Origin of the sequence: Phyllobacterium sp. 22229, from assembly GCF_052056495.1 — a bacterium.
Lineage (GTDB): Bacteria > Pseudomonadota > Alphaproteobacteria > Rhizobiales > Rhizobiaceae > Phyllobacterium > Phyllobacterium myrsinacearum.
The window spans coordinates 61,598-76,203 of the sequence record NZ_JBQEPA010000017.1; the positions used below are offsets into that span (position 1 = coordinate 61,598).

Annotated in this window: 21 protein-coding genes; 11 read left to right on the forward strand and 10 right to left on the reverse strand. The window is 55.9% G+C overall.

Translation table 11 applies throughout. The features are described from left to right. From ACTJJ7_RS19770 to ACTJJ7_RS19800, 7 genes are all read right to left on the reverse strand, one after another. A complete protein-coding gene (locus ACTJJ7_RS19770) occupies positions 1 to 180 on the reverse strand; it encodes a hypothetical protein (RefSeq protein WP_440968563.1) in 180 nt (59 codons plus the stop codon). Continuing rightward, on the reverse strand, positions 177 to 476 hold the full coding sequence (locus ACTJJ7_RS19775; protein WP_440968564.1) for a hypothetical protein: 300 nt from the start codon (positions 474 to 476) through the stop codon (positions 177 to 179). Before ACTJJ7_RS19775 ends, ACTJJ7_RS19770 begins: the two co-directional genes overlap by 4 nt. A 180-nt stretch (positions 477 to 656) precedes the next feature. Next, on the reverse strand, positions 657 to 1,460 hold the full coding sequence (locus tag ACTJJ7_RS19780) for an amino acid ABC transporter ATP-binding protein (RefSeq protein WP_105735657.1): 804 nt from the start codon (positions 1,458 to 1,460) through the stop codon (positions 657 to 659). Between the two features lie 11 nt (positions 1,461 to 1,471). Then, positions 1,472 to 2,629 (reverse strand): amino acid ABC transporter permease, encoded by a 1,158-nt coding sequence (locus ACTJJ7_RS19785; RefSeq protein WP_130269121.1) that lies wholly within the window; start codon positions 2,627 to 2,629, stop codon positions 1,472 to 1,474. A gap of 2 nt (positions 2,630 to 2,631) precedes the next feature. After that, a complete protein-coding gene (locus ACTJJ7_RS19790) occupies positions 2,632 to 3,825 on the reverse strand; it encodes an amino acid ABC transporter permease (protein WP_105735661.1) in 1,194 nt (397 codons plus the stop codon). Between the two features lie 107 nt (positions 3,826 to 3,932). Then, on the reverse strand, positions 3,933 to 4,961 hold the full coding sequence (locus ACTJJ7_RS19795) for an amino acid ABC transporter substrate-binding protein (protein WP_130269120.1): 1,029 nt from the start codon (positions 4,959 to 4,961) through the stop codon (positions 3,933 to 3,935). Between the two features lie 232 nt (positions 4,962 to 5,193). Then, positions 5,194 to 5,991, reverse strand: coding sequence for a phosphatase PAP2 family protein (locus ACTJJ7_RS19800; RefSeq protein ID WP_440968565.1), 798 nt, complete (start codon positions 5,989 to 5,991; stop codon positions 5,194 to 5,196). A gap of 133 nt (positions 5,992 to 6,124) precedes the next feature. Between ACTJJ7_RS19800 and ACTJJ7_RS19805 the strand changes: the two genes are divergently transcribed. From ACTJJ7_RS19805 to copM, 3 genes are all read left to right on the forward strand, one after another. Continuing rightward, positions 6,125 to 7,303 (forward strand): cystathionine beta-lyase, encoded by a 1,179-nt coding sequence (locus ACTJJ7_RS19805; protein ID WP_105735667.1) that lies wholly within the window; start codon positions 6,125 to 6,127, stop codon positions 7,301 to 7,303. Between the two features lie 55 nt (positions 7,304 to 7,358). Continuing rightward, positions 7,359 to 7,712, forward strand: a complete 354-nt coding sequence (locus ACTJJ7_RS19810; RefSeq protein WP_105735669.1) for a hypothetical protein — start codon at positions 7,359 to 7,361, stop codon at positions 7,710 to 7,712. Between the two features lie 61 nt (positions 7,713 to 7,773). Then, positions 7,774 to 8,154, forward strand: a complete 381-nt coding sequence (copM, locus tag ACTJJ7_RS19815; RefSeq protein WP_105735670.1) for a CopM family metallochaperone — start codon at positions 7,774 to 7,776, stop codon at positions 8,152 to 8,154. An 82-nt stretch (positions 8,155 to 8,236) separates the two neighbouring features. Here the strand turns inward: copM and ACTJJ7_RS19820 are convergent, their stop codons facing one another. Next, a complete protein-coding gene (locus tag ACTJJ7_RS19820) occupies positions 8,237 to 8,587 on the reverse strand; it encodes a hypothetical protein (RefSeq protein ID WP_245421166.1) in 351 nt (116 codons plus the stop codon). Between the two features lie 379 nt (positions 8,588 to 8,966). Here ACTJJ7_RS19820 and ACTJJ7_RS19825 point away from each other — a divergent pair, with 379 nt between their 5' ends. Then, positions 8,967 to 9,296 (forward strand): hypothetical protein, encoded by a 330-nt coding sequence (locus tag ACTJJ7_RS19825; protein ID WP_105735672.1) that lies wholly within the window; start codon positions 8,967 to 8,969, stop codon positions 9,294 to 9,296. A 74-nt stretch (positions 9,297 to 9,370) separates the two neighbouring features. Here ACTJJ7_RS19825 and ACTJJ7_RS19830 read toward each other — a convergent pair whose 3' ends face one another. After that, a complete protein-coding gene (locus ACTJJ7_RS19830; RefSeq protein ID WP_440968566.1) occupies positions 9,371 to 10,036 on the reverse strand; it encodes a hypothetical protein in 666 nt (221 codons plus the stop codon). An 841-nt stretch (positions 10,037 to 10,877) separates the two neighbouring features. On the opposite strand from ACTJJ7_RS19830, the gene ACTJJ7_RS19835 reads away from it, so the two are divergent. The 6 genes from ACTJJ7_RS19835 (at position 10,878) to ACTJJ7_RS19860 (ending at position 13,890) form a co-directional block, all read left to right on the forward strand. Beyond that, on the forward strand, positions 10,878 to 11,063 hold the full coding sequence (locus ACTJJ7_RS19835; RefSeq protein WP_105735675.1) for a Flp family type IVb pilin: 186 nt from the start codon (positions 10,878 to 10,880) through the stop codon (positions 11,061 to 11,063). 225 nt (positions 11,064 to 11,288) lie between these two features. After that, positions 11,289 to 11,762, forward strand: a complete 474-nt coding sequence (locus ACTJJ7_RS19840; RefSeq protein ID WP_440968567.1) for a hypothetical protein — start codon at positions 11,289 to 11,291, stop codon at positions 11,760 to 11,762. A gap of 73 nt (positions 11,763 to 11,835) precedes the next feature. Continuing rightward, on the forward strand, positions 11,836 to 12,204 hold the full coding sequence (locus tag ACTJJ7_RS19845) for a hypothetical protein (RefSeq protein WP_105735680.1): 369 nt from the start codon (positions 11,836 to 11,838) through the stop codon (positions 12,202 to 12,204). Between the two features lie 218 nt (positions 12,205 to 12,422). Continuing rightward, the gene (locus ACTJJ7_RS19850) at positions 12,423 to 12,557 is read left to right on the forward strand and encodes a hypothetical protein (RefSeq protein ID WP_280952419.1); all 135 of its coding nucleotides are present in this window, start codon (positions 12,423 to 12,425) and stop codon (positions 12,555 to 12,557) included. 475 nt (positions 12,558 to 13,032) lie between these two features. Then, a complete protein-coding gene (locus tag ACTJJ7_RS19855; protein ID WP_440968568.1) occupies positions 13,033 to 13,227 on the forward strand; it encodes a hypothetical protein in 195 nt (64 codons plus the stop codon). Between the two features lie 534 nt (positions 13,228 to 13,761). Beyond that, positions 13,762 to 13,890: a hypothetical protein gene (locus tag ACTJJ7_RS19860; protein WP_264319180.1), complete on the forward strand. Its 129-nt coding sequence runs from the start codon at positions 13,762 to 13,764 to the stop codon at positions 13,888 to 13,890. A gap of 49 nt (positions 13,891 to 13,939) precedes the next feature. Here ACTJJ7_RS19860 and ACTJJ7_RS19865 read toward each other — a convergent pair whose 3' ends face one another. Beyond that, on the reverse strand, positions 13,940 to 14,251 hold the full coding sequence (locus ACTJJ7_RS19865; protein WP_440968569.1) for a DUF982 domain-containing protein: 312 nt from the start codon (positions 14,249 to 14,251) through the stop codon (positions 13,940 to 13,942). Between the two features lie 107 nt (positions 14,252 to 14,358). Between ACTJJ7_RS19865 and ACTJJ7_RS19870 the strand changes: the two genes are divergently transcribed. After that, positions 14,359 to 14,577, forward strand: coding sequence for a hypothetical protein (locus ACTJJ7_RS19870; protein WP_105735686.1), 219 nt, complete (start codon positions 14,359 to 14,361; stop codon positions 14,575 to 14,577). Positions 14,578 to 14,606 lie beyond the last annotated feature (29 nt).

Below are 14,606 nucleotides of genomic sequence, written 5' to 3' on the forward strand. Positions count from 1 at the left end.
TTATTCCGCGGGCAGTCCGCGCTCGCGCAAACGCTCCCTCGCCAATGCGATTTGCTTCCTGGAACGCTCGGTTTCTTTTTCAAGCTGACTAAACTCATACCGGGCAGCAAAAAATCCACCCACTCCAATGAGATTGATCATGAAGATTGCATAAATGAGCATGTTTGCATCAATCGTCATTGCCAGCCATCTCTCAGTTTGTTTTTTCCATAAAGATGTAGACCGCAGGATATCATCAAAGCCTGCAACAATCCACAAACGATCAATGCCTTGCCTATCCCGGCGTAGTTGCTCAAAAGGGTTGGATTCAAAACTGAGCCAAAAATCGGTCCAAGAAAGCCAGTGATAAAGATGGCTGTCGAGAGACGGTCATATGCGGCAACGGTATATTTCAACACTTCATTGTTGCGGTTCTTACGCAGCAACTCTGCCGCGTCTATCTGCGCGCTTGTCAGCTCTTGAAAGTTCTCGGTCATAAAAACTCCGACTAAAAAATATTTTAAAAATCCAGAAATTAAAAAGAATATGTCCCGTTATGAATTATTGTACCATCTTAGCGGCCAGACAAGGCTTTGTACCGCCAATTCCAGTCACACCAAACAAAACAGCGGCCAAAAAGGCCGCTGCGATGCGTTTTCAGATGATGCGCAGACGGCTCAATGCAGGATCTGGCTGAGGAACAGTTTTGTGCGCTCATGCTGCGGATTGTCGAAGAAGGCCGCCGGCTCGTTCTGCTCGACAATCTGGCCCTGATCCATGAAGATGACGCGGTTCGCCACCTGGCGGGCAAAGCCCATCTCGTGGGTGACGCACACCATGGTCATGCCCTCTTCGGCAAGCTGCACCATGGTGTCGAGCACTTCCTTGATCATTTCCGGATCGAGCGCCGAGGTCGGCTCGTCGAACAGCATGATGCGCGGATTCATGCACAGCGACCGGGCAATGGCCACGCGCTGCTGCTGACCGCCGGACAGCTGGCCGGGATATTTGTTGGCCTGCTCGGGAATCTTGACGCGTTCGAGATAATGCATGGCGATCTCGTCCGCCTTCTTCTTCGGCATCTTGCGCACCCAGATCGGGGCGAGCGTGCAATTTTCCAGAATCGTCAGGTGCGGAAACAGGTTGAAGTGCTGGAACACCATCCCCACTTCGCGCCGCACTTCATCGATCTTTTTCAGATCGTTGGTCAGTTCGATGCCGTCGACAAGAATCCGGCCGCTCTGGTGCTCCTCGAGGCGGTTGATGCAGCGGATCATCGTCGACTTGCCCGATCCGGAAGGTCCGGCAATGACGATGCGCTCGCCGCGCATCACCTTGAGGTTGATGTCCTTGAGGACGTGGAAATCGCCATACCATTTGTTCATGTTGGTAATTTCGACGGCCACATCGGTCTTGGAGACCTGCATGAGCGAGCGGTCGACATGAATTTCGGATGGATCGACAACGTTTTCAGTGGTCATGCGTATGCTCCTTAGCGTTTATGTCCTGTGTCCAGCCTGCGCTCCATGAAGATGGAATAACGCGACATGCCGAAACAGAAAATCCAAAAGACGAACCCGGCAAAAATCAGGCCGGATATGGGGGTTTGCGGGGATGCCCAGTTGGCATCGTTGAAGTGCTGGCGCACGGTTCCAAGCAGATCGAACATGCTGATGATGGACACCAGCGATGTGTCCTTGAACAGGCCGATGAAGGTGTTGACGATCCCGGGGATCACCATCTTCAGCGCCTGCGGCAGGATGATCAGGCCGGTTTTCTGCCAATAGCTCAATCCCAGCGAGTCAGCGCCTTCGTACTGTCCCTTCGGAATTGCCTGCAGGCCGCCGCGCACCACTTCCGCCATATAGGCCGATGCGAACAGTGCCACGCCGATCAGCGCGCGCAGGAACTTGTCGAACGTCACGCCCGGCGGCAGGAACAATGGCAGCATGTAACTGGCCATGAACAGCACGGTCACCAGCGGGATGCCCCGCACCATTTCGATGAAAACGACGCACAGCATCTTGATGATGGGCATTTTCGAACGCCGTCCCAGGGCCAGGACGATACCGAGCGGCAAGGAGACGGAAATACCGACAAAGGACAGAACCAGCGTGACGAGCAGGCCGCCCCATGTCGCCGTTTCGATATAGGGAAGGCCGAACCAGCCGCCAACCAGCAGGAAGAATGCAACGATCGGGAAGACAAAGAAGAACACGATCGCATTGGCTGATTTGAAGGGAATCCTCGGTATCAGCAGTGGAATCAGCAGGACGACAAACATGATGCCGACAATGTTGACGCGCCAGTGCTGCTCCTGGGGATAGCGGCCATACATGAACTGGTTGAAATTGGCGTTCACATAGGCCCAGCAGGCACCCGACCAGCCTTCCGGCTGGGTGCCGCCCTGGGACACCGTGGCGCAGACCGCGCGATCCGCCCCCGACCAGGAGGCCTGGACGAACAGCCAGTTGATCATCGGCGGCACGAACCAGGCGAGAAGGAAAATCGCGAACACTGTCAGGATTGCGTCAATGGGCGTTGCCATCAGATTGATGCGTATCCAGCGCACGATCCCGCGCTCGCCCAAGGGCGGCGTCTGGCCTTGCAGCATTTCGGTCCGTACGAAACTCAGATTGTTGTCGGCCATGATCAGCGCTCCACCAATGCCATTTTGGCGTTGAACCAGTTCATGAACAGCGATGTGAGCACACTCAGGCTGAGATAGATCACGATGAAGATCGCCACCACTTCAATGGAACGGCCGGTCTGGTTGAGGATGGTTCCGCCAACGGCGAACAGATCGGGATAGCCAACCGCGACCGCGAGCGACGAGTTTTTTGTCAGGTTGAGATACTGGCTGGTCAGCGGCGGAATGATGATGCGCAGGGCCTGCGGCACCACGACAAGCCGCGTCGTTGTACCCGCACGCAGCCCGAGCGCGTGCGAAGCCTCACTCTGTCCCTTTCCCACGCCGCGAATGCCGGCACGGACGATCTCGGCGATGAAGGACGCGGTGTAGAAGGACAGCGCCAGATAAAGCGACATGAACTCCGGTCCGACCAGGGCACCGCCCTTGATGTTGAAACCGCCGAGTTCCGGATAATTGACGGTGACCGGAAAGCCCTTGAGGGCGAATGCCAAGAAAGGCAGGCCGATGATCAACGCCAGCGAGGTCCACAACACCGGAAAGCGCTGGCCTGTTGCCATCTGCCGTTTATAGGCCCAGCGGCGGACCAGAAAGGCACCGATGACGGCAAGCACGAAAGCCACGCCGGCAAGCCAGGCGCCCTGACCGAAAACCGGTACGGCAAAATAGAAGCCGCGATTGTTCAGGAAACTGAACGGCAGCGCTATGCTCTGGCGCGCCTGGGGCAGAACCGCCAGAACGCCGGAATACCAGAAGAAAATAACCAGCAGCGGCGGGATGTTGCGGAACACCTCGACATAGACGGTGCACAGCTTGCGGATGAGCCAATTGTGCGAAAGCCGCCCGACGCCGATGATGAAACCGATGATGGTGGCCGTGATGATGCCGACCACGGCAACCAGCATCGTGTTCAAAATGCCGACATAGAGCGCCTTTATATAGGTCGAGTCACTCGAATAGTCGGTGAACGGATGCGAGCTGATATCGAAGCCGGAGCGGCCGTCGAGAAAACCGAAACCCGTTGCCAGGTTGGCGCGCTGCAGATTGGCAATTGTATTGTTGACAAACCAGTACCCCAGGGAAACCAGTACAATCAGAACGACGAGCTGATAGATATAACCGCGAATTCTCGGATCGTTCAGAAGTGATACTTTGGCGCTACCTGTACCGGCAGGCGTAATATCCTGCGATGCCATTGACCCCTCATTTCTTTTAATCGTTTATTTTTATTATTTTTTTTAATTGTTCCCCCGGAAAGGAGGACGAGCCCCCTTCCCGGATATCAGATCATGATTTTAAAATATCAGCGGATCGGCATTGCGTATTGCAGGCCGCCCTTGCTCCACTGAGCATTGATGCCGCGCGCAATCTTCAGCTTGCTGCCGGAACCGATATTGGATTCGAACACTTCGCCGTAATTGCCCACCGCCTTGACGATATTGACAACCCAGTCATTGGTCAGGCCGAGATCGACGCCAAGCTTGGTGTTGGCTTCCTGGCCAAGCACGCGCTTGATTTCCGGGCTGTCGCTCTTGGTCAGTTCCTGGACGTTGGCCTTGGTGATGCCAAGCTCTTCGGCCGTCAGCAGGGCGTAATGCACCCAGCGGATGACATGCGCCCACTGGCTGTCGCCCTGGCGGACAACGGGGCCGAGCGGCTCCTTGGAGATGATTTCCGGCAGAACGACGTGGTCATCCGGTGCCGAGAGGGTCAGACGAATGGCGTAAAGGCCGGACTGGTCCGTGGTGTATACGTCGCAACGTCCGGCATCATAGGCGGCGTTGACTTCTTCAAGCTTCTCGAAGACGACGGGGTTGTATTCCATCTTGTTGGCCTTGAAATAGTCGGCCAGATTGAGCTCTGTCGTGGTGCCGGCCTGAACGCAGACCGAAGCGCCCGACAGCTGCAAGGCGGAATTGATGCCCGACAGCTTCTTGGCGTTGATCATGAAACCCTGGCCGTCGTAATAATTGACGCCGGTGAAATCAAAGCCCTGCGAGTCACGGCTGAGTGTCCAGGTGGTGTTACGAATCAGAACGTCGATTTCACCGGACTGCAGCGCTGGCAGGCGGTCCTTGGCGGAAAGCGGCGTGAATTTTACCTTGGTTGCATCGCCGAAAATGGCGGCAGCGACAGCGCGGCAATAGTCAACGTCAAAACCGGACCATTCGCCCTTGTCGTTCGGCGCAGCAAACCCGGCCAGACCGGTGTTGACGCCGCATTGCAGAAAGCCTTTTTTCTTGACGTCATCCAGCGTGCCGGCGGAGGCCGCAGAAGCCAGCAAGAGCAGCGCCGATACCCCCAGAACGCTCTTCAAAACAAAATTTTTCATAACGACTAAACCCTTTTAATTGTTGCCCGTGGTTCCCAAGAGAGAAATTTTACACGCTGGCGGGTTCCCCCGCACCCTTTCAAGGGTCCAGCATGTCTCCCATTCACCCCTGTATCGAAGGGCATTCTACGTGTTTGGTCAAGGGATAATCTTTGCTCAATATTTTTGCAGAAACGGCCGAATGGCTGCTTCTGAATGGAGTTTTCGATTATTTCTTGGTCAAAAACCCAATTCAGCGCCAGAACTGCGCGCGAAACCGCAAAACCGGGAAGAATCGTGTGCCATCGAACAGAAAGGCCGCCCGGCGCCCGGCCAGGAATCTGGCAAGCGCGAGGGTAAAGAGGAAGCCCACGCTGTAGCCCGCGACCACATCCGTCGGATAATGCGCCCTGGCAACGATGCGCGTAAAGGCAATGAACATGGTTGCCAGGATAATCGGCACCCGCCAGCGCGGAAACCAGAGGGCGAGAACGGCGCCAACTGCACCCATCGTGGTTGAGTGTCCCGAGGGGAAACTGGCAAAATCATACCCCGCCTGAAACGGCGAAAAACCATTGGCCCCAAGGGTATCGATGAATTTTGGCCGGGCACGCCCGATGCAGAATTTGGCGATATTGGTCAGAATGCCCGAGAGGGCCACCGCCCAGAACGCAAATGTCGCCTGGGCATAGATCAGGCCGAGACGCACGCGTTTGGCATGGGGCAGCTTGCGCCAGTCAATGCCGATCAGGCAAACCGCAATGAAAAAGGCCGGGATCAGATACCATTGCGACAAACCGACATCCGTCAGCAGCCGCAGCGAACTCAGCGGCCCCTGATGCGAAGACAGGTTGCGCGACAGCGCATCGTCGAAGGGGTGCAGCAGCAGAATGACGAAGAAGATCAGGACCGCCGCCATCGACATGCCGCCTGTCCATGCCGCCGGGTTGTTCGGATAGGCTGGCGCCCGCATGCGCCGCAGGAAGTTGACGATCGAGCGGTGCGCGCGTTTCAGGCCTGACGGGGATTGCGGATTGCTGGCTGCAGTCATTGTTTCTCCCATTGACCCAAGCGGGTTTATTCTTTTTCGCCGCCGTGCTCGCCTGTTGCAACGGGAACGCCGTGGCTTTATCGACTTCTCCCAGCAGTTACAATTGTTGGCATCGCAGGGCGGAGGATATTCCATGGGCAAAGAGTCGGACAAAATGGCAAAATTCGGGATCAACACGCGCCTTGCCCATGGTGGCTATGATCCCAGGGATTATCATGGTTTCGTCAATCCGCCCATTGTCCATGCCTCGACAGTGCTGTTCCCCGATGCGGAAACCATGGCGAGCCACAAGCAGAAATACGGCTATGGCACGCATGGAACCCCCACGACCGACGCGCTGTGCCAGGCCATTGACGAACTGGAAGGCTCGTTCGGCACGCTTCTCGTGCCGTCGGGCCTTGCAGCCGTTACCATTCCCCTCTTGGCCTTCCTGTCACCGGGCGATCACCTGCTGATGGTGGACAGCGTCTACGGCAATACCCGCTATTTCTGCAATACGACGCTCAAGCGGCTCGGCATCGAGGTCGAATATTACGATCCGCTGGTTGGCGCGGGCATCGAGAAGCTCATCCGCCCCAACACATCCGTCGTCTTTACCGAATCCCCCGGCTCCAACACGTTCGAAATTCAGGATATTCCGGCGATCGTCGAGAAGGCGCACGCGGCAGGCGCCATCGTCATGATGGACAACACCTGGGCGACACCGCTCTACCTGAAGCCGCTGGATTTCGGCGTCGATATCTCCATCCACGCGGCAACGAAATATCCATCCGGCCATTCCGACATTCTCATGGGCACGATTTCCGCCAATGAAAAATGCTTCCGGCAGCTTGAGGACAACTACACGGCCATCGGCCTGTGTGTCGGCGGCGACGATGCCTATGATGTCCTGCGCGGCTTGCGCACCATGGCACTGCGCCTGGAACGCCACGGCGAGAATGCACTTGAAATAGCGCGCTGGCTGGAAAAGCAGCCCGGCGTGATCGAGGTCCTGCATCCGGCGCTTGAAAGCCATGCCGGGCATGCCCTGTGGAAGCGGGATTTCAGCGGCGCCGCCGGTGTGTTCTCGATTGTCATCGAAGGCGAGACAAAACACGCACGGGCCTTCCTCAATGCCCTTGATATTTTTGCGCTCGGCTATTCATGGGGCGGCTATGCGAGCCTCGCGCTTCAGGTCAACCTGTCCGACCGGGTGCTCACGGGCAAGCATTACAAGGGCCCGCTCATCCGCCTGCAGATTGGCCTTGAGGATACCAAGGACCTCATCGCCGATCTGGAAAAGGCGCTTGCCGCGGCAAGACATGCGCAATAACGCAATAAACAGAAGGTGATTTCGCCTTGCCGATGGTTCTTGCTATGACAATGCCATGAGCAGGCTCGCCATTCTTCTGACATTTCTCACGGCGTTTTCTGCCGGCTGGGTGCCCGTCTTGGCGGCGCCCGTGCGGCTGGCCAGCGAAATGGCGGTACAATCGGCGGGTCCGATGGCCGGTCACGCCCATGCCTGCGCCACCAGCCAGGAACAGTGCACGGCAAAGATGCCCCATCCGGCGCTTTGTTCCGCCTGTATCGCCATACCAGCCATTGGCATTGCCGCCGTGACGACTGCTTCAGCCCGGATGCTGGTGCCGCACGGCACGCAACTGCCCCTCATTGCCCAGGCCAGCGCGCCGCTGTCGCCACCACCCAAACCGCTATTGATTGCTTCCTATCCTTCATAACGCACGGGTGAACAGGTCATAGCCTGTGCTTGTCTGTCTGACCTGAGGAAAGATCAATTCAATGAAAACCAGCTATTTCTCCGCCGCGGCCCTCGCCTGCGCCCTTGCCTTCACCGCACCTGCCCTGGCGCAGGAGCACAAGATGATGAAGCATGACGCCATGGCGATGCAGCCAACCGGCGATCAGGGCCCATCATCCAAGGCGTTCACCGAAGCCAACACCAAGATGCACAAGGACATGTCCATCAAGTTCTCAGGCGATGCCGACAAGGATTTCGTCCGCGGCATGATTGCCCACCATCAGGGGGCAATCGACATGGCCAAGGTGGAGCTGAAATACGGCAAGGATGAAGAAATCCGCAAGCTTGCGACCGACATCATCGCCGCGCAGGAAGGCGAAATCAAACAGATGAAAGCCTGGCTGGCCAAACATGGCGGCTAAGCCGCGCCAGCCATAGACGCTCCCAGAAACAAATTACCCGCCGGGTCAAAGCGGCGGGTAACTCAAAACCATCCAGGAACTCTCAGGAGGCGTTGTGATGCTGCATCTCGTAGGATGCAGCGCGTTTCTGCAGGCTCAGTTCCCACAGGCTATGGGCAGCATCGGCATAGGTCGACGTGCCAGCCTTGAACTCTGCCGAACGCAATGGCAGCAAATCTTCCACGACATCCAGTGTCCGCGATGGAAGAATGTCGGTGCAGGTCCAAAGACGCCGGAACACGGCGCTGATCAGAACCTGCCTGTCATTGACCTCAATCTGAGGTTCATCGTGCCCGAGTTCCCAATCCTCCAAAGCATCAAGGGCGTCTTGAAAGGCACTATGCAATATGACGGGCGCGTGGCCCTCATGAAGTGGGTGCAGCAAACCAGGCATTCCTGTCTCCTCACTCTTGCGTTGCAATGCCGGGGGCTCCCGGAAGCAGAATCATAAGGGCGAGCGGGCGTGATCAGCAAGACAAAACTTCGATACAAGACCGATTGGCTAGAGATTTCTGATTAAATCGAGATTTCACTACAGTTTTAAACATCAATGCTGATATCTTTATTATGAAAAGCTATGCAACTTATTGATAAAGATGAATTTACGTACCAATTCAACTGGGCTTGCCCTGCCGCGGTCCGCCACCTGCCCGCAGCCGGGAAAAGCGGCGCGCCGCCGCCTTGGCCGGTGAACTGATTCACGCAGCCATCTTGCCAAAACCGCGGCATTGGCCCATTCATGTCCCGCTATTCGTGATCGAGGAAACTGGCACATGACGACGACGAAACACCTTCCGCTGATTATTGTGGCCGTGCTGCTGGCCGGCTGCGGCAATATACAGGGACAGCTTGATCGCGAAAAAATTTCATCCCTGCATTATGACACGGTCGAGTGCCCCGCGCTGATTGCGCAAAAGAACGCCGCGATGAGCCAGATCAGCCAGCTGACCAATGGCGCGGGCTACCGCGAGCCGAGCGTGATCACAGGCTTTGGCCCCATCCTGCCGGATTATCGCACCGCCAACCAGAAGAAGGCCGGCGCCCTGCAAGGACAGGTCGATTCCATGACCCGCTCCATCGCACGGCGCAAATGCACAGGCTGATTGCCCGCAGTCGCGCGCTGTCCCGGCAAAGAAATGGCCCCTTCCGGGGCCATTCTTGTATCATGCGCCTGTTCTCATGAGCCGCGCAGCAGCTTGCACAAGGCAACCAGCGAGCTGTCATAGCTCATCGCGTTGGATGAAATTTCAACACAGCGGATTTTCAGCTTCATCCGGTCCTGAGCCGTGAGCTGCGCCAGTCTGGCAGCGATCGCCTTGTTGTTTACACCGGGATTGAGGCTGCCCGGCTTGGTGCCGCCGCCAAGGATACCGCCGCCCGTGGTGATTCCGCCCGGACTGACACCGCCGGGATTGGTACCCCCTCCCGGATTGGTGCCACCCGGATTGGCGCCACCACCAATACCGACACCCGCCCCGGCGCCGATCCCACCGGTCCCGCCGACAGTCGCGCCAACACCGGCACTCACGCCGTTTGCGCCGCCAACATTGGCCCCGACCCCTGCGCCGATACCCCTTGATCCGATATTTGCGCCGGCTCCGGCCGTCACACCACCGGTTCCACCGACATTGGCGCCGAGACCGGCGCTAACGCCATTGTTGACACTGGCGCCCGCGCCCGCATTGATTCCGCTGGAACCGCCAATCGACGCGCCTGCTCCCGCTGCAATGCCCTTGGAGCCGCCAACCGATGCATCCGCACCCGCCTTTATGCCGCCGACATTGGCGCTGGCGCCCACGCCCAGCCCGCCATTCTGCGATCCGCCGACCGAAACACCGCCCACTGACAAACCTCCGGCAAGCGCTGGCGTCGACAGTACTGCAAGTATGAAAGAGCCAGCTACAATGCAACGCGTCTTTTTCTCGAACCTGTTCATTACAACCTCCCAGTCATTTTATTATTATCTCCAAGCAAAAAACAGCTTAGAACACCGATATATGCGCTATTTATTCGTATAAATCAATAAAATTCATAGTTTAAATTATAAGTGACGCTTTTATTATTAAAACAAACAAAGAATTACACACAAAACAACATTGTGATACATGATAATACTCTTATTTCGCGTCTGTATTTCTGTTCAGTTTATAATTTTACTCAGACCTCCGCCATGAATTCCAAAAAACTTTGGAACCAATAGAATGCAATACGTGTGAAAACCAAACTTAGTTTCACTTTGGAATATATTTTCCTCCATTATTGTAAAATACTCTTTTTCTTCTTGAAAGAAACACAGAATAACATTTGAATATCGCAACATTAATTACAATTTGAACAAATACTTACTTGATGAATCTATTCGCAGATGTAACGGGATGATTGCGCCTGATCGCGCGAGTACAAGTCTGGTCCGGGATAGACCGTCCAAATGGGCAGCACTCCTGCCTGACCGGCTGTGCGCACGCCCCATGCGATCCACAGCGCAATGCCGGAAAAGCAAGTCTGCGGTCATGACTTTCATTTTACTTAAAATTTTCGGGACGGTGTAAGCGATGATTAAGCAAGAAACCCGGTGATACTTTGCTAACCAGTTTCTTTAAGTCAGCCGAAATTGTTGGAAGCCTAAGTTCACGACGGTTCAACGAAACCGCGTCAACAGCAACGCTTCAACAGGGATACAGAACATGACAACTCTTTTCACACGTTTTCTCAAGGATGAGTCCGGCGCAACAGCGATCGAATACGGCCTGATTGCTGCCCTCATCTCCGTCGCCATCGTTGCCGGCGTTGGCAGCCTCGGCAGCACGCTCGGCACCACATTCACGACAATCGGCACCAAGCTGAGCACCGCCGTAGCACCGAAGCCATAATATCCAGCCTGCTCAATTCGGGCAGAGCTTGCATTGGAACCAGATCTCACGATCTGGTTCTTTTCATTTGAAATGGCCGATAGGCATGAAAGAAGAATTTTATACTCATATTTGTGAAACAACGAGAGAGATTTACTTATCTTCCTAAACGTTGTTACTTCTCTCCAGTTTGTTTCAGAGTGATTTCGAACAAATCCTGGAGGGGACCATATCATGATCTTTGGCATGACTTCCTTTACGTTCATTCACGTTCTCATCAGCCTGATCGGGATCATATCGGGGCTGATCGTTCTCGCCGGGCTGCTCGCATCCGATAGAAAGGACGGGTGGACCCTGATCTTTCTGGTGACCACCGCCGCGACGAGCCTGACCGGGTTCGGCTTCCCCTATCAGGGTTTTACGCCCGCCATCGGCGTCGGCATCCTCTCGATTATCATTCTCATCATCGCGGCCGCCGCCCGTTATCCCCTCCGCCTCGCCGGTGCGTGGCGGTGGATCTATGTGGTCACGGCGCTGATTGCGCTCTACCTCAATGTTTTCGTGCTTGTCGCCCAGTCATTCCAGAAGATACCGGCACTGAATGCCTTGGCCCCCACCGGTTCGGAACCGCCATTTGCAATTGCGCAAGGGGTCGTCCTGCTCCTGTTCATCGCGGCGGGTTTTGCCTGCCTGCGGCGGTTTCATCCCGCCATGCGGTGAAAAACCCGTCCCGCCGCTCGACAGCGCCGGGTCATCGCACTACACCGTTTGCAGTTTTCGCCAGGGGGTATTCATGAAGCCGATCTATCTTTCCGCCGTGTTCTTGCTGGCCATGCAGGCGACAGGCCTTGCCCAGCCCATTGACAGCTATACGGCCAGGCTTAGTTCCGCCGACCATTTCAACTCGACCGGCCAGAGACTGGACAGCGCGGCGGCCATCATTCGCCAGGACCGGGCGAATTTCTATGTCTATGGCAACCGCGATCCGGACGATGAAGCCGACAGCTTTTTCCGCAGCAAGGACAACCGCGCCCGCCTGGAAAGCATGCTGAACCGGGGCAAGTTCACGCCTGCAGCGCGGCGGGCCATCGTCAACGGCACACCGCTGATCCATGTCGACATCTATGAGGACTCCATCGACGTTGCCGTCGAAGCCGATTGAGACGGGGCCAATCGCCTTCCGCGCCGCCCTCCATCCGGTCCGCTCAATCGGATGGACTAGAATATTACACCTCCCGGTACCGCCAGGTCGGTGTTATGATCGTGTTTTGAAATTGTTCTCGAATTGCCACGCTGGTCCAACGTGACTTGGCCTCACCGCGATTTGCAGGTTCAAAATCCGTTGACCTCTGCCTGGCCAAGCCCATGCGGGAGAAAGCAATGGAGGAGGAGGACGACGAAAGCAGGGAGAAGGACGATTATGCGCCCTATATGACATCCATATGGGGTTATCTCGCCGTCTTCCTGATCATCATTCCCATTGTGCTGATTCTCGGCCGCAAATTCGGACGATGACCCAGTCCAGCCGGCCTTTGTTCCGGCCTGCCCCAGACCGTTCAATCGGCCTCGCGGCGAAGGGGCAGACAAGCGGAAAACAGCATGGGGTCGCGCTCCGGTTTCCAGGGAACCGGCGTGTCCGGACCGCAGGCCTGATCGCGGCAAACCGTGGCAGAATTGCGGTTCACCGGCAACAATACCCGGCTTCGCGAAACGACTTATCTATCGGATTTCACGTGATTTTGTCACATTCATGCCCGCGTGGAACCGCACAGCGCGACACAACTGGAGAATTACGACAAAAGTACCAAAGGTTGTCGCTGACCGGCCTTTTCTGGCGCATATCGTCTTGTGCTCCACCCCTTCGTCCAATTTGCTGACACATACCTGCAGTTGTGTTGGCAGGGGACGTTTGGAAAGGGCCATCTGAGTGCTTACTCTGTACTTTTTGGAAGACTACCGTAACCCGGGCCATTCAAATCACGAGACCGAAATGGCGACACATCGCCCCGAGAACCCAAAGCCAGTCAAAAAGACCAAGAAAGTCAAACCCGTCAAGGCCGCGGCGACGACGACGAATTGGGATGAGCTTATCGCCCGCAGCGTCAAGCTCGAAGACAGGCTGATCAAGAAACTGAGATCGCGCCATATCGTTCGCAAGCTCAAGGTGAGGACGCTGGCCAAATAGGATTTTGACAGCTGGCACTGCACCGGTCGCGGCTCCCAAGCCGAAGACCGGTGCCATTCATGTGCGGCCTTCCATCGGATCTGTTCATGATGCAACGCTTCGACGCTTTCGCGCCGGCGCCATAGGCAACATTTAACCTTCCATAATTACAGAAGTTCTCGTTGCATATTCGCGCAATAGTTGTATTCATTTCCGTAAAATTGTAATCGCTCTGGAATCCCAGATGTCTGACGACAACAAACAACCCAGCGTATTCGCAGGTTCCTGGCGGCTCGCGATCATCATGCTCATTATCCTGGCCGCTGTCTGGATGCTCGGTCGCGCCTTCGCATAACAACCCTAGGTTTAGTAATCGCTGTTTCAACCGGATATTGTTGCGCTGCAGCACATTTCTGTGCGTCGATTCCGCAACACTTCTGTGCCCATCAGGTCATTTTCGGTGCATTTTCTGAATTATTTTCATGCACACGCTTTGACATTTAACTTTCATGTTGATGGAATAGGCACCTGCAGACGAATTAGGGGAACATTCGAATGTATGAAGATGATGAGGACGAACAGCACTTGCACTATACCACGCCCGCGTGGTGCCATTTGCTTGTGTTTGGCTTTGCCCTGGCGATCGCCGTGCTGATTAGTCAGATTTGTTCTTCCATGGCCTGACGGCCCCCTGTCACTTCAACCATTGATACAACCGGTCCTGCGACCAGACCTAGATCGTATTTGCGGGTTTTCCCGGCTGATCGGTCGACGCGGCAAGTGTGGTGCCCAGTTGCGAGCCGGTTCGCTCGCTGACATCGATACCCGCTTCGCGCGCTGCGGCGAGGAATGCGGCGCGCGCATCTTCCGCGGATAGTTTTTCATCAAGCGCGCGGCGGCATGCTTCGCAGGCAAGCCCATGTTTTTCCCCTCGGCGTCGCGACCAGTACTGCGTCAGCATGCTGAGCGCGTCGCGCACGTTGCGCACGACGATGACGCGGCCGGTGCGGGGCGACTTGATGGTCACATGCGTGAAAGACAGCATTTCCATAAGCCTCAAATGCGTGAGAACGAAAGTGGTTCCCACTGCCCTTGATTGACGAATTCTCCGGCTTGCCCGACACTGGGCCTTTCCGAATGAGAGGGCTGCCCATGGAATATGACAAGGAGACGATCAAAGGCTCGACCGATGGTTATGGGCGCGGGGTGAAATTCGAACTCACCAACGGCCAGGTATGGGAGCAGACCAGCGCCGATGACGAGTATCTGCACCAGTTCATGCCGGAAGTTCTGCTCGATACGGCCGGAAACATCGGAAAACTCAAGATCAACGACATGAATGGCTGGGTGGAGGTCAGGCGCATTCTCTGACATCAAAGCCCCGCTTAATGTGCTCATGC

Excerpts from the sequence above, each read along its gene's own strand:
- ACTJJ7_RS19770 (WP_440968563.1), bottom strand. The coding sequence starts at position 180 with ATGACGATTGATGCAAACATGCTCATTTATGCAATCTTCATGATCAAT.
- ACTJJ7_RS19775 (WP_440968564.1), bottom strand. The coding sequence starts at position 476 with ATGACCGAGAACTTTCAAGAGCTGACAAGCGCGCAGATAGACGCGGCA.
- ACTJJ7_RS19780 (WP_105735657.1), bottom strand. The coding sequence starts at position 1,460 with ATGACCACTGAAAACGTTGTCGATCCATCCGAAATTCATGTCGACCGC.
- ACTJJ7_RS19785 (WP_130269121.1), bottom strand. The coding sequence starts at position 2,629 with ATGGCCGACAACAATCTGAGTTTCGTACGGACCGAAATGCTGCAAGGC.
- ACTJJ7_RS19790 (WP_105735661.1), bottom strand. The coding sequence starts at position 3,825 with ATGGCATCGCAGGATATTACGCCTGCCGGTACAGGTAGCGCCAAAGTA.
- ACTJJ7_RS19795 (WP_130269120.1), bottom strand. The coding sequence starts at position 4,961 with ATGAAAAATTTTGTTTTGAAGAGCGTTCTGGGGGTATCGGCGCTGCTC.
- ACTJJ7_RS19800 (WP_440968565.1), bottom strand. The coding sequence starts at position 5,991 with ATGACTGCAGCCAGCAATCCGCAATCCCCGTCAGGCCTGAAACGCGCG.
- ACTJJ7_RS19805 (WP_105735667.1), top strand. The coding sequence starts at position 6,125 with ATGGGCAAAGAGTCGGACAAAATGGCAAAATTCGGGATCAACACGCGC.
- ACTJJ7_RS19810 (WP_105735669.1), top strand. The coding sequence starts at position 7,359 with ATGAGCAGGCTCGCCATTCTTCTGACATTTCTCACGGCGTTTTCTGCC.
- copM (WP_105735670.1), top strand. The coding sequence starts at position 7,774 with ATGAAAACCAGCTATTTCTCCGCCGCGGCCCTCGCCTGCGCCCTTGCC.
- ACTJJ7_RS19820 (WP_245421166.1), bottom strand. The coding sequence starts at position 8,587 with ATGCCTGGTTTGCTGCACCCACTTCATGAGGGCCACGCGCCCGTCATA.
- ACTJJ7_RS19825 (WP_105735672.1), top strand. The coding sequence starts at position 8,967 with ATGACGACGACGAAACACCTTCCGCTGATTATTGTGGCCGTGCTGCTG.
- ACTJJ7_RS19835 (WP_105735675.1), top strand. The coding sequence starts at position 10,878 with ATGACAACTCTTTTCACACGTTTTCTCAAGGATGAGTCCGGCGCAACA.
- ACTJJ7_RS19840 (WP_440968567.1), top strand. The coding sequence starts at position 11,289 with ATGACTTCCTTTACGTTCATTCACGTTCTCATCAGCCTGATCGGGATC.
- ACTJJ7_RS19845 (WP_105735680.1), top strand. The coding sequence starts at position 11,836 with ATGAAGCCGATCTATCTTTCCGCCGTGTTCTTGCTGGCCATGCAGGCG.
- ACTJJ7_RS19850 (WP_280952419.1), top strand. The coding sequence starts at position 12,423 with ATGGAGGAGGAGGACGACGAAAGCAGGGAGAAGGACGATTATGCGCCC.
- ACTJJ7_RS19855 (WP_440968568.1), top strand. The coding sequence starts at position 13,033 with ATGGCGACACATCGCCCCGAGAACCCAAAGCCAGTCAAAAAGACCAAG.
- ACTJJ7_RS19860 (WP_264319180.1), top strand. The coding sequence starts at position 13,762 with ATGTATGAAGATGATGAGGACGAACAGCACTTGCACTATACCACGCCC.
- ACTJJ7_RS19865 (WP_440968569.1), bottom strand. The coding sequence starts at position 14,251 with ATGCTGTCTTTCACGCATGTGACCATCAAGTCGCCCCGCACCGGCCGC.
- ACTJJ7_RS19870 (WP_105735686.1), top strand. The coding sequence starts at position 14,359 with ATGGAATATGACAAGGAGACGATCAAAGGCTCGACCGATGGTTATGGG.